Raw genomic sequence first — 13120 nt, 5'->3', positions numbered from 1 at the left:
CTGGGCCATGATCCACGTCATGGCCACCCGCCTAGCCCGACACACGAATCCGGCCCAGGCAACCAACACCTGAGCCGAATTCTCAAACACTCACTAAGCGGATGCTGTTCGTCGGTGACCCCGGGCAACTGGACCCGTTCTCACCGGTCGACGGCGAGCGGTGGGCCGGCCTGCCCTGGGATCCGATGCAGAGCGCAGTGGCCGTGCTGCTCCGCAACAACCCGGACATCACGCCGCACCACCTACCCCTGTCGTGGCGGCTGCCGCCAAGCGCTGCCGGAGTCGTGCAGGACGCGTTCTACCCGTTCACCCCCTTCCAGCCCGGCACCACCGCCGCCGACCGCAACATCGTGCTGCGGGTTCCCGGCCTGCGCCCCACCCCGGTCGACGAGGTGATCACCATGGCAACCGAGACTGGATGGGGCTTCTACGAGTTGCCGCATCGCAACACGGTACGCACCGATGAAGAGGCGATCGCCGCGACGGCCGACATCGCCGCGCGCCTGCTGCAGCGGGGCGCGGAAACGTACTGCGAATTCGCCCGCGGCGGGCGTCCGCTGGCCGCCGACCGGATCGCCGTCGGCGCAGCGCACCGCGACCAGGTAGCCGCGCTCGGCCGCGAACTCCGTGCCCGTGGCGCCACCGGCATCCGGGTGGATACCGCCAACCGGTTGCAGGGCGCCGAGTTCGACATCACCGTCATCCTGCACCCTTTGTCCGGGCGGATCGACGCCACCGCATTCCACCTCGAATCCGGCCGACTGTGTGTCCTTGCCTCCCGGCACCGGCACGCCAGCATCGTCGTGGGCCGACAGGGCATCCCGGAGCTACTGGACGCCCACCCGTCCACCGAGCCGATGCACCTCAGATCATTTATCAAGTTCCCGGACGGGTGGGAAGCCAACCAAGCCGTCCTCGCCCACCTCGACGGACACCGAGTCAGCGCCCCTGCCTGACTTCGGCGAGCCGCATCCATGCCAGCGCACGTTCCCCTTCGCGAAAGGGCCACCGCCACATGCAGGTGCTGCACACCTCCGACTGGCACGCCGGACGCACCACGTACAACCATTCCCGTGCTACCGACCTCGACGACGCCCTCACCGAAATCATCAGCATCGCCCGCGACGTGCGCCCCGACGTGATCGTCAATTCCGGTGACCTGATCGACCACTCTAAGGTCAGCCACACCGAAATCGAACGCGTCGTCGACGCTCTCGCCGAACTCGCGGCCATCGCCCCCACCGTTGTGGTCGCTGGCAACCACGACAACTTCAGCCAGATGCGCTACCTTGACCGGCTCGGACGCCTCAACCGGCTCTACTTCGTCAACAAGCCGGTCGGCATCAGCGGTGACCACCTCATACTCCCCGGCCGCGACGGCAACACGCTGCGGCTGGGAGTTCTGCCGTTCGTGTCCGCCGAACGCGGCATCGATGTCTTCGATGACCCCCGGCGATGGGCCGGTGTCTATCGGGCCCGTATCGCCGACCTGCAGGCCAAGATCACCGCCGGCCTCACCGCCAACCTGGACCCCACCCGCGAGCTGACCGTCTTCGCAGCACACCTGCACGTCACCGGCGCCGGGCTCTCCGGCAGCGAGCGTGCCCGCCACTGCAGCGACGACTACGCCTGCGATCCCGCCGCCATCCCGCCGGTCGACTACGCCGCGTTCGGGCACATCCACGACCCGCAGGACCTCCCCGGCCCTGTCCTCGGCCGCTACGCGGGCTCCCCGATCCCGCTGGACTTCGGGGAGGCCGGCCAGCGTAAGAGCGTCACGCTGGTCACCCTCGAGCCTGGCAAGCCAGCGAGTTGTGAGCCGATCGAACTCAGAGGCGGCCGCGCCCTGATCCGGTTCGAAGGCAGCCTCAGGGAATTACAGTCGCAGGTCGAGACGATCGGCGACGCCCTGTGCCTGGCGACTGTGCACACCGACACGCACGACCCCGCCCTGTCGCAACGCGTTCACGACCTCCTCGAACGGGCCACCGTGCTGGACGTCCAACAGCGCGTCGCCGGTACCCGCGGCGGCGCCCTGATAGTGGAGCCCGGCACCGTCACCGCCCAGCGACCACTGCTGGACTCCTTCAGCGCCTACCTGCAGCAGATCGACACACGCACCGCCCCCGCCAGCATGGTGATGGCGCTCATGGCGGAGTTCCTCGTCGCCGACCACGAGGACCGCGACCCGTGCTTCGCCGTCGAAACGCTGCTCACCGACGACCACGTGACAGGGACAGCCGCCGCATGAGACCGCTCGAACTCACCTTCTCCGGCCTGCGGTCATACCGCAGCCGGCAACACATCGACTTCCGCGGCCAGAGCCTCGTCGGGATCACCGGCGACACCGGCGCCGGCAAGTCGTCCATCTTCATCGCCATCAACTTCGCGCTCTTCGGAGCATGCACCTTCGAAGCCGCCACCCCGAAGGTCCTCATCGCCGACGGCGGCGACGGAGTCCTCGCCGTGGAACTGATCTTCGAAGCGCGCGGCAAAGAATGGAAGGTCAGCCGGCGCTTGTCGAAGACCTCGACCAACTCCCACCACCGGCTCGAAGCCCTCGACGGCTCCGAGACACGGGTCGGCCGCGACGCCGCCAACACGCGCATCCAGCAGCTCATCGGCCTCGACCAGAAGACCTTCGTCCGCTCGGTGCTGCTCAGGCAGGGCAAGTTCGAAGAACTGTTGCACGCCTCACCCGCGGAACGCACACGCATGCTCAAAGGCCTGCTGGGACTCGACATCCTCGATACCATCGCGCAGCAAGCCCGCGACCGTCGAGACGCGATCATCCCTCAGCTGCATACACTCAACGAGCGAAAAGCTGCCCTGTTTGAGGACCCGCGGGCCACCGCAGCCCAAGCCGACATAGTTATCGGACAGGCCGACGAGCAGATCGAGCAGCTCAAGACGGCAAAGGACCAACTCGCCAGCCTCGACAAGCAGCGCACCGACGCCGTACACGAACGCGGCCAGCTCCTGGAGCTGGCCGACGCGCTCGCCTGCGCGCTCAAAACCGACGCGCCCGAGCAACTGGCAGGGCTCGCTGCCGACGATGCGGCGCTCTCGACTGAGGACGGGGCGCTGATCGCCGAGCTGGCACCGTTGCGTCAGCAGCGCCACGAGCTCCTCGACGAGCTGGGAGACCGCAGACCGGGCGGTCCACTCGCCGATGTACCCGCCACCGCCGCCACGACTCTCGGACAGTTGCGCGAGGTCCTCGAGCAAGAGGCCGAAGCCAGTAACCGTCATGCCGCTGCGGCCACCGAGCTGTACAACGTGCAGAACGAGACAACCGGCATCGAAGCGAAAGCGAGCGACCTCACCACACAACGCCTCACCCTGGAGCAGGAGCACAAGGATGCCGAATCCGCCGAAGCCGACCTCCAGAAGCAACTCGACGCCTGGCGCACCGACCTGCGTACCGCCCGGGAACTCACGGCCAGCGTTATGCGACTCGGTCAGGAGCTGAAAGCCCAGCAAGCGGATCACGCGGCGGCAGCCGCGACCCTTAAGCAGCACCGCGCGACCGCGGAGCAAGCCGACCAGGCGACAACGGCGGCCGAGGAGACCCTCGAAGCGCAGAAGCGCCTGAACGCCGCCGCCTATGCCGCCACCGACCTTGGGCCGGGCGACGCCTGCCTAATCTGCCAGCACCAGCTGCCTGATGGCTTCGTACCCCCGCATGCACCGGCCCTGCACACCGCCGAGCAAGCACTGCGGGCGGCCCGAGCCCAAGCCAGGCGCACGGCCAACCTGGTCACGGCCGCGCTCAGCAAGGAACGGGAGACGCACACCCTCGCCCAGCAGACAGCCACCCGACTCGCCGCCACGTCCGCCCAGGCACATAGCGCACTCTCGGTTCTCACCCGTCAGCTAGGCTGCTTTGTCAACCTCGATCAATCTGACGATCAGATCCTGCAAGCACCCCTCGAAGCCCTCGCCGGGGCCCAAGAGCTGACCGCGGCCAAGGCCGCCGATCTCGGGCAGGTCCGCAACAGCGCCGCGGAAGCCATCGCGACTGCCAAAGCGATCAACAAGGACATAGTCAGCCGCACCAAACAGATCGAGAAGGCCACCGAGCACCTCGGCGTGCTGCGCACCAGAATCACCGGACTCATACGGCAACTGCCGGCCGAGTACCGGCCGGAGCCGCCGAGCCCGGATGAGGTAGACCAGCTGAAGAAGCAAGCCGTGGCCGACCGGCTACGGCTGGGCGAGCAGTGGAACACGCTGACCCAGCTCGGTACTGCAACCCAGCACCTCGAAGAACGCCGCGCTCAGCTGGCGACGAAGCGCGCCGACCACATCACGGCCCCGGCACAGCAGAGCCAGCAACGGATGCTCGCGATCACCGCCGCCTACACAACGCTCGCAGCAGTACTGCACAGCCCACCCGCCAGCACCCTCGACCTCACCGCCGATATTGCCACCCAGGCCCGCTGGGCCATCAGAACGAAGGATCTCGCTCAGCAGGCAGTCGAGGCAGGACGTGCTCGCGCCGCAGCCATTACCCCTCTGTTCGAGCGAATCGCCGGCCAGGCAGCCGACATCACCCGCAATGCGCCGACCGACGGCAAACCCATCGAAACGGCGTGCGACGACGCCGTCGGCCGCCGTGCCGTCGCCGTGGAGACTCGCGACACGGCACTCACCCAGATCCCGATCATGGCCGACCTGCAACGCCGCATCACAGCCGTCCAGCCCCACCTCGACGCCCTCAACGTCCTCGTCGAACTGCTCGGCAACGGAAAGTTCGGAACCGCCGTGGTTCAAGAACGCCAGCAGAACCTGCTCGGATCCGCCACCACGATCATTCGCGGCATGACCCTCGGCCGGTTCGCGTTCGGCCCCGACTTCCAGATCTACGACTCCCACACCGGCAGCCTCCGCGACGTCAAGACCCTCTCCGGCGGCGAGACATTCCAGGCCAGCCTCGCCCTCGCCCTCGCCGTCGTCGAACAAGCCAGCAGCAGCGGCGGGAGAGCTGAATCGCTGTTCCTGGACGAAGGCTTCGGCAGTCTCGACCACAACGCCCTCACCTACGCCCTTGACGCCCTGTCCACCCAGGTCACCGTCGGCCGCCTCGTCGTCGTGATCAGCCACATGCTCGCCGTGGCACAGCACGTCCCCGCACTCCTCCGTGTCACGAAGAACGGCGCCGGGAGCACGGTGCGCTGGGCGACCGATACCGAACTGCACGAACTCGCCGACGACCTCGAAACCGGTTCCCTACACGTCTGACCTGTCCCCAGCACCGATCCGCCCAGAGCTAGGAGCCATGGCACCGCAAGCGAGCAGTTGTCCTTATCACCTCACCACGACTCGGGTGACTGTGCCCATGCCCGGGCCTCCGCGAGTGGGCAGTAACTTACCCAAGCGGACCTTGCCCAGTCTCGATCTCGTCAGACAGCCCAATTCAGTCGGGAGAACATCAGCGATCGCCGCAGGCATGAGTACCGACGACAATGGCGAGGTCTTCCGTGTCGTACCTGCGCCGTACGCTACGTGCTGATGGCCACGCGAGGTGTTGAAGGTGCTTACCAGGGAGCGCTTCGGGCGTTTCAGAATCCGATGCTCGCCTTGCTTCACCAGACGCACGCGCCATTCGTGGTGACGGTGTTGGCGATGGTCTTTACCGCAGAGCGTCCGACGGTTGCGGTGGCGGACGCGCATGCGGAGATCAATGACGCCCTTGACCAGTTGCGGGCTGCCGGCTACGGCGACGAGGACAGCCAGCCGCTGCCCGCGGGGAACGCGCGTGATCTTTGCCGGCAGTGGGTGCAGGCAGGGTGGTTGGTGCGACAGGTGTCCGACGACGATGCCGAGGTGTATCGGCTTTCAGCGTACGGTGTCGGTGCGCTCGAGGTTGCTGGACGGGTCGGCGGAGCCCGTACGAGGGTGTCGGAGTCGCGGGTAAGGACGTTGCTGGAGGCGATCGAGCGACTTGCGCAGGACGCTGATCCGGACCTGATGTCGCGGATGGTCCGCCTCCATGAGGAGATCCAGCAGCGGCAGAAGGAGTTGACTCGGCTCGAAAAGGGCGGCGCCGTCGAGACTGTCGATGACGAGCAGCTGCTTGAGGCGGCCGAGAATGTGCTGTACTTGGCGCGGGAGCTACCCGCGGATTTCGGCCGCGTGGCAGAGTCGATCAAAGCCATTCAGCGCGACGTTGTCGCGGAATTGCGGCACGACGTGCGGCCGACCGGTGAGGTGCTGCGTGAGTACCTTGTGCGCGGCCAGCGGATCCTGGATGCGACACCGGAAGGCCGCGCGTTCGCGGGGGCACTGCGCCTGATCGGAGACCCGGCGCAGATCGATGACCTGTGGGGCCAGCTCCGTACCGTGCTGCGGCACCGGTTCACTGAGCTGCTGCCGCAGCAGCAGCGGCGCGAGCTTACCGAGATATCGCGGCGGATCGAGCAGGGGGTCAAAGAGGTGCTGGCCGCCCAGCGGCAGGCATCGCATGTCATCACCACCCAAGTTCGCAACCACGATCCGATGCGAGACCGCCAGGTAGATGAACTGCTGAGGGACGTGATGTCTGGCCTGCACAAGTGGGTTCCCGGCTCTCGCCGCGGCGAGGCCGTCGAGCCGCTGCGTCGCCTGCCGGTTGCCGACGTCGGACACCTGCGTCAGCGGATGAGCGACCCTCGGCCACCGCAGCCTCCCGCGCCGTTGCGGGACTGGGACGAGTCCGAGGACATGCCGACTGCGGACACGCGGGCATGGGGCGGTCCTCGGTACGCCGACTTGCGTGCGCACCTAGAAGCCTTCGCGGGCGGGGCGGCGAGTGTGGACGTTGTGGCCGCGTTCCGTGCAGCAAGCGAGGAGATCCAGCGGCCGGTTGATCTGCTCGGCCTGCTGGAGATCGCACATGGCGCCGGAATGACCGAGACGGCCGAGGTCGCGGTGGTCGACACGGTGCGACCTGACCGGAGCCGGCGACGGTTCGCTCTCGGCAGTGTGGTGGCGGCGAATCCGGCGGGCGCAGACAGGAGTGGTAGCGATGAGTGAGCCGGATGGCACCGACGACAGCTGGTCGGCAGGCGTGGCGGCCGGGTTCATCGACCCAGTTTCGATGGAGGAGGACCCAGCCGAGCTGTTCGCCGGCGACGCGGGCACGCTGGAAGCTGACGTACGCCGGGTGCTGGTCCAGTTGTTACGGCGCAAGTTCCTGCTCGCAGAGAAGAACCCGGCGCAATGGCGCACGTTGCTGGAGAACCAGCAAATCATCGAATCGCGTCTGCACGACCTGTTCGTCCGCCTCGTGGTCGACCACGACCGAGGCGTCGCTTACAAGCAGCAGGTGCGGTCAGTGGAGCTGGACGTGCCGATCCTGCTCAAGGACGACCCCTACAACCGGGCCGAGACTCTGGTCCTGGTACACCTTCGCACCGTATTTCAGCGGGAACGCGGTACGGGTGAGACGTCCGCGCGCGTGGACATCGAGGAACTGGAGCAGACCGTGCTGACCTACTTCGACCCGCACGACCACAATCTGGCCCGGCGGCAGCAAGAGGTGCGCAACGCGGTGCAGCGGCTGGTCACCGAAGGTCTACTCGCGGAGGAGTCCGCAGGCCGGTATCGGATCACCCCAATGGTGGAGGTCGTGCTGAGCACGGAGAAGCTCGCCGAGCTGGACCAGTGGCTGCGCGAACAGAATGAGGCCACGGCGTGAGCATGATCGACACACTGTTCGGGCTGGTCCCGGCAGCGTCGCGAGGTCAGCAGTGGGTGGCGCGGGACCTGCAACTGGTCAACTGGGGCGGCTACGACGGGTATCACCACCTGCGGCTCGCCCCTGGCGCGACCCTGCTGACCGGAGGTTCCGGATCAGGTAAGTCGACGCTGATGGACTCGTACATCGCGTTGCTCATGCCGCACACGACTCCCTTCAACGGGGCGTCCAACGGCGGAGTGGTCGGCAGGCCCCGGGGCAAGGACCAGCGCAACATCCTCTCCTACGCGCGCGGCAAAGTCGACGAGTCCCGCACCGACGGTGAGACGAAGTTGCGGGTGCTGCGTGGCGACGGCCGTGACACCTGGTCCGCCATCGCCATGACATGGGTGGACCACACCGGTGCCGAGTTCACCGCGTTGCGGGCCTGGTACGTTCCGTCGTCCGCTCGCAGCCTAGACGACGTCGTGCCGGTTCGGGCCACCTGTGACCACGGATATCAGCTGCGGGCGCTGGAAGGTCCGGCGGGCAAGAAGTTCGCCCGTGCCGACGTCGTGGCAACCGGCTTAAACTGGAGTGAAACCGACCGGGACTTCACCGCGCGGCTGCACACCACGCTCGGCATCGGCGCCGCCGGCGACGGGCACAAGGCGGTCGCGTTGCTGGGACGGATTCAGGCCGGCCAGCAGATCACCACGGTCGACGCCCTGTACAAGACGATGGTCCTGGAGGAGCCGTCCACGCTGGCCACTGCGGACGCGGTGGTGCAGCAATTCGACGAGCTGTCCGGCACTCGTGTCAGGATGATCACAGCCCGCCAGCAGGTGAAGGCGCTGACTCCGATTCGCGACCACCGGCGCACCATCGACGAAGCGGTGGACCGGTTGCGTTCGATCGACGAGATCGGATCCTTCACCGATGCGACGTCGCCTGCCGCGTTGTGGCGTCATCAACGCCGGCTCGACCTGTTGCGCTCGGTGGAGAAGGACCTAGAACAGCGGCACCGCCGGGCCCAGGAGGAACTGGCGGAGACGGACGCCCTGGTCAACGCGGCCGAGGCGCAGCGCGACGGGGTGGCCGACATCATTCGTGCGTCCGGTGGCGACCGTATGGACACCGCACAGCGGGAGATCCGCGTCGCGGAGCGGCGGCTGGACGACGCCGAACGCGCTCGGGAGCGACTGGACCGGGTGCTGGCCACGATCGACGCCCGAGTTTCGACCGGTGAGGACTTCGCCGGACTGGTTGAGGCGGCGCATCGCTCTCTGGCTGACATCGACGCCCGGAGGACTGCTCAGAACGCGTACGCCGACGCGGTGGCGGAGAAGAAGGAGGCCGAGCGAGTGCTGGAAGGGTTGCGCGCCGAGCGCAACGCAGTCAAGGCCCGCCGGGGTAATATCCCGACTAACCTCCACGCGGCTCGCGCAGCGTTGGCCGAGGCCGCTGGACTCAATCCCGACGACCTGCCGTTCGTCGGCGAGCTGATCGAGGTACGCACGGAGTTCGAGCCGTGGCGTGAGGCTTTCAACCTGGCGCTCGGCGGATTCGCCACCCGGATGCTAATCGACATCGGCAGGTTGAACTCGTTCCGCGAGGCGATCAACTCGGTGCCGACCGCAATGAGGGTCCAGTTCGAAGGCGTGCGCACCGGGTTGCGTGACGAGGTTGGGCTGGACGGCAAGACGCTCCCCGGAAGGCTCGACTACCGGCCGTCGTTGTTCACCGCCTGGCTCAAGGGTGAACTCGCCCGCCGGTTCGCCTTCGTCTGCGTCGACACGCCAAGGCTGCTGCCGCAGTACCCCAAGGCCCTCACGATCACCGGCCAGACGTCGGAAGGTGGCCGGGGCGCGCACGGCGGCCACGGCCGGGCCAACGTGCTCGGCTTCACGAACAGCAGGACGCTTGCCGAGCTTGAGGACCGGATCAACCTCGCGCGCAAGCGCCTTGACGATGCTGCCGCGAGGGCGTTGAGGGAGGAGGAAAGCCTCAACTCGATGGAAGCCAGACGCACGGCCTACCAGACGTTGACCGAGTTGTCGTGGGATCAGGTGGATGTCGATGCGGTCCGGGCGGAACGGGAACGCTGGAACCGCGTCATCGACGAGATCCGCGCCGGCAATCCGGAGATCGATCAGCTGCAGCGCCAACTAGACGACCTCAAGCAGCAGGTCAGGGATCTGACCGAACGTGTCGGCCGGCAGAAGGACGCCCTGAAAGCGGTCGGGAAGTCATGGGCGTCGACCGTCGACGAGGTGGACCGCGCCCAAACGGCGCTTGACGCGGCCGCCGAGTCAGGCGTCGACCTCAGCCAGGAACACCGGCAGTACCTGGAGACGCTTTTCGACAGCGACACGGACAGCACCAGCCCTGCGGACGTGCTCGCGCAGTTCGACGCCGGGGTGAATCGCGCCACCGAGCGACTCACAACCGACCGGCAATCCGCGACGGAGTCGATCGGCCGATCGAGGAAGGCGCTGCACGACACGTTTTCCATGTTCCTTGAGCGCTGGCCGAACCCGAACCTCGGCATCGACCCAGACGCCTCCTACCGCGACTTCGACCGCTTGCTCACCGACTTGGAGACCAGTGGCCTGCATGAGCTGGAGACCGAGTGGCGGGACAGTCTGCTCAACCTGTCCGGCAACGACCTGACCGGCCTGGATAGCGAGCTCGCCGCCGCTATCCGGGAGATCCGCGACCGGATCGACCCGGTCAACCGTATCCTCGCCGAACTGCCATTCGCCGACGACAAACACCGGCTGCGCATCGACCCTCAGGAGAGCCACTCCACGGCGCGCGCTCGCTTCCGCAAGGAGCTGCGCGACGTACGCGCCTTCATCGATCAGGCTGCAACAGAAGACGACCGGGAACGCGCCTACCACCGGATGTCGAAGGTTATCGATCGCATCCGCCGCACCGCGCCGGATTTCGCCGACCTCGTTGACGTGCGCAACCACGTCCGGATCAGTGCCGAGAAAGTCGACCTCGACGGGAGGCACGTCGCCGTTTACGACCACATCGGCGAGAAGTCCGGCGGCGAGTCGCAGGAGCTCGTCGCGTTCATCGTCGGCGCCGCTCTGCGGTACCAATTGGGCGATGCGGGCGCCGTCCGTCCCCGCTATGCCCCTGTCTTCCTCGACGAGGCGCTGATCAAGGCGGACGCGCATTTCACCGGCCGCGCCATCGGCGCGTGGCGGGGACTGGGCTTCCAGCTGGTCATCGGCGCTCCGAACGACAAGCACAGCGCGATCGAACCGCACGTGGACGCGGAGTACGTGATCCTCAAGAACGCCCACGGTCGATCCGGGGCGAAGCTTCTGGTCGGGGTTCCGGACGCATGAGCGCACTCGTCACCCCACAAGACGCCGTCGCAGCTGTCCGCAGCAAGATCGAACAAAAGTGGGCGGAGGCGGTGTGCGCAGAGCTCGGTGTCGGCGACCCAGTCGTATTCTCCGTTCGGCTCCGCCCAGGGCTGAGGACCGGCAAGGCCGTCGAGCAGCTCGGGCATACCACCTGGCACGGCTGGCGCATGCAGTGGCGCGACTTCGGCAGTCAGCTCCCCGCCGGCGTGGAAGTTGTCTGCACCGCGGTGACCATCCGAGGAGTCGCTGGCGACTTCCCGGCCGTGCTCAATGCAGACCTGGACGGCGCCGCCACGCTTATCGCCGACACCCATAACCAGGCTGAACCAATGACCGTGGAAGTCGGCCGGGCCCGTGCCCTGGCATCGACCCTGCAGTCCGCGGGCGCCACCCTCAACCCGGCCATACTCCGGGCCGTCTACGGCCTTCCAACCAACGACGTAGATGTGCTGATCAACGCGGTGACCTGGCTACGCCAGCACCCCGACGCCGGCAACTGGACACTGCGGCAACTTCCGGTGCCCGGGATGCACACCAAATGGCTCGGCACCCACGGCGCGCTGTTGCGCGACGTTGCTGGACGTGATGTCCGGGATGAAGTCCGACCTCGGCTGACCGTCATACATCTGACCTATATCGACCCACGCCACGCGGCATCGGGCCGACGCAGGCACGATGCCTGGACTACCGGGGACGTGCACGACATCGCCTACCAGCCGCGCGTCGTCCTCGTCGTGGAGAACCGCGACTCCCGCCTCTGGTTTCCGCCGGTCAGCGACACGATCGTGGTCGAGGGAGGCGGCAAGGCCGCAGCCGCCCTACTCGCGGACGTGCCCTGGATCCGCTCCGCGAACCACGTCGTCTACTGGGGCGATATCGACGCGGACGGGTACGCGATCCTCAACCACTTCCGCGCCACGCTCGCCGTGCCCACGCCGGACGGTGCACCAGCTAAACATGTCACCTCCATCCTCATGGAGGCCACCGACCTGCACCACTACTCCCTGCATGGCATAAACCACGACAAGGCCGGCCGGCCCATCAAACCGTCACGGGAGCTCTTGCCGCATTTGACCGAAGCCGAGGCCATCGCGTACGCCACCATCGCTACTGCGGGCCCTACCCCGTTTCGCCGAATCGAACAAGAAGCCATCCCTCTCACCCACGCCGTAGCTCAACTGCTACGGATCTTGAAGGGGCAGGAATCAGATCGGTGGCGCCCACGTCCGTCGTCGAAATAGACACGGTCACCGCTCGGTACCCAGATCGCCCTCATCCGCGCGTACCCGAAGCCGGATACAGGGGACTCTCCCAGCTCGAGCTATCCCCGCACAGCCGAACGTCTATCCCGTTCAGCCGCCGATAGCCGATTTAGCCCGACGTCGTGCTTGAAGGCGGCACGATATTGGCGCCCGGGGGCCCAGACCAAAGGAGCCGCGCGGGCTAGTCGCACACCTGTGTCATCGATGAAGGAGTGGGGCCGGTCAAGGCTCGGGTTTTGACCCTCTGACATTGATTTTTCCGGTTCCGGCAATGGGTTTCGGGCAGGCGTGTCTGCGGTGCCGGGGTCAATGGCTGGGCCGTAGGCCCACCCCGCAGGGGCTTGGCCTTGACGCCGGCGCCGTGCGCGCCATGCTGGTGATGCCGGAAGACGGCGTTGTGGGTGTGGTCGCGTCACCAGTTCCGACCGATGTCGGAAGGGCAGGCCGAGGGGTTCGGCTGCCGGTCATCCATTCGCCCACGGGAGTCGGGGCATGGTGGTTTGCGACCGTGACCGGACGGGGTCAATCAAGCGGGCGGCCTCGCCGTCGGCCGACCGGGGGCCAGACACAAAACGACCACGCGTCCGGTCACGTCCGAACCTGCTCACGCCGCCGCCTTGGCCGGTGCGAGGGCACGAATGTGCCCGTCGCGCAGGCCGTAGTAGACGAGGGTGAGGAGCTTGCGGGCCACCGCGACGGTGGCGATGTTGCGTCCACGGCGCTCGGCGATGGCCGCCCGTCGGGAGACCAGCCAGCCGGCGCGGTGCGGGACGCTTTGGGCGGCCTCGACCGCGGCCCACCGCACCAGCGTGGAG

General features: G+C 67.0%; 7 protein-coding genes and 1 pseudogene. 7 read left to right on the top strand and 1 reads right to left on the bottom strand.

The window, feature by feature from the left end; genetic code table 11:
- Window positions 1-95 precede the first annotated feature (95 nt).
- The 7 genes and pseudogenes from ACIBR0_RS26420 to ACIBR0_RS26390 all read left to right on the top strand — a co-directional run.
- Window positions 96-956, top strand: a pseudogene (locus ACIBR0_RS26420) (AAA domain-containing protein); the annotation flags it as partial.
- A 59-nt stretch (window positions 957-1015) separates the two neighbouring features.
- Window positions 1016-2251, top strand: a complete 1236-nt coding sequence (locus ACIBR0_RS26415) for an exonuclease SbcCD subunit D (RefSeq protein ID WP_396720056.1) — start codon at window positions 1016-1018, stop codon at window positions 2249-2251.
- Entirely contained in the window at window positions 2248-5244 is a 2997-nt protein-coding gene (locus tag ACIBR0_RS26410; protein WP_396720054.1) for an AAA family ATPase, read from the top strand. Before ACIBR0_RS26415 ends, ACIBR0_RS26410 begins: the two co-directional genes overlap by 4 nt.
- Window positions 5245-5514: 270 nt before the next feature.
- Window positions 5515-7017 carry a DUF3375 domain-containing protein gene (locus ACIBR0_RS26405; RefSeq protein WP_396720052.1) on the top strand — a complete coding sequence of 501 codons (1503 nt, stop codon included), beginning with the start codon at window positions 5515-5517 and terminating at the stop codon, window positions 7015-7017.
- On the top strand, window positions 7010-7681 hold the full coding sequence (locus ACIBR0_RS26400) for a DUF4194 domain-containing protein (RefSeq protein ID WP_396720050.1): 672 nt from the start codon (window positions 7010-7012) through the stop codon (window positions 7679-7681). The genes ACIBR0_RS26405 and ACIBR0_RS26400 overlap by 8 nt, the downstream gene beginning before the upstream one ends.
- A 2-nt stretch (window positions 7682-7683) precedes the next feature.
- Window positions 7684-11022: an ATP-binding protein gene (locus tag ACIBR0_RS26395; protein WP_396720063.1), complete on the top strand. Its 3339-nt coding sequence runs from the start codon at window positions 7684-7686 to the stop codon at window positions 11020-11022.
- Entirely contained in the window at window positions 11019-12284 is a 1266-nt protein-coding gene (locus ACIBR0_RS26390) for a Wadjet anti-phage system protein JetD domain-containing protein (RefSeq protein ID WP_396720048.1), read from the top strand. Before ACIBR0_RS26395 ends, ACIBR0_RS26390 begins: the two co-directional genes overlap by 4 nt.
- Before the next feature lie 625 nt (window positions 12285-12909).
- On the opposite strand, the gene ACIBR0_RS26385 is transcribed toward ACIBR0_RS26390, so the two are convergent.
- The gene (locus ACIBR0_RS26385; RefSeq protein ID WP_396720067.1) at window positions 12910-13110 is read right to left on the bottom strand and encodes a hypothetical protein; all 201 of its coding nucleotides are present in this window, start codon (window positions 13108-13110) and stop codon (window positions 12910-12912) included.
- Between the last annotated feature and the right edge of the window lie 10 nt (window positions 13111-13120).

Origin of the sequence: Micromonospora sp. NPDC049497 (genome assembly GCF_044465805.1) — a bacterium.
In the GTDB taxonomy this organism is placed as follows: Bacteria; Actinomycetota; Actinomycetes; order Mycobacteriales; family Micromonosporaceae; genus Micromonospora.
This window is presented reverse-complemented; position numbering and strand designations above follow the sequence as displayed.

What these genes read in the sequence shown, in the direction of transcription:
- ACIBR0_RS26415 (WP_396720056.1), top strand. Translation starts at nt 1,016, where the DNA reads ATGCAGGTGCTGCACACCTCCGACTGGCACGCCGGACGCACCACGTAC.
- ACIBR0_RS26410 (WP_396720054.1), top strand. Translation starts at nt 2,248, where the DNA reads ATGAGACCGCTCGAACTCACCTTCTCCGGCCTGCGGTCATACCGCAGC.
- ACIBR0_RS26405 (WP_396720052.1), top strand. Translation starts at nt 5,515, where the DNA reads ATGGCCACGCGAGGTGTTGAAGGTGCTTACCAGGGAGCGCTTCGGGCG.
- ACIBR0_RS26400 (WP_396720050.1), top strand. Translation starts at nt 7,010, where the DNA reads ATGAGTGAGCCGGATGGCACCGACGACAGCTGGTCGGCAGGCGTGGCG.
- ACIBR0_RS26395 (WP_396720063.1), top strand. Translation starts at nt 7,684, where the DNA reads ATGATCGACACACTGTTCGGGCTGGTCCCGGCAGCGTCGCGAGGTCAG.
- ACIBR0_RS26390 (WP_396720048.1), top strand. Translation starts at nt 11,019, where the DNA reads ATGAGCGCACTCGTCACCCCACAAGACGCCGTCGCAGCTGTCCGCAGC.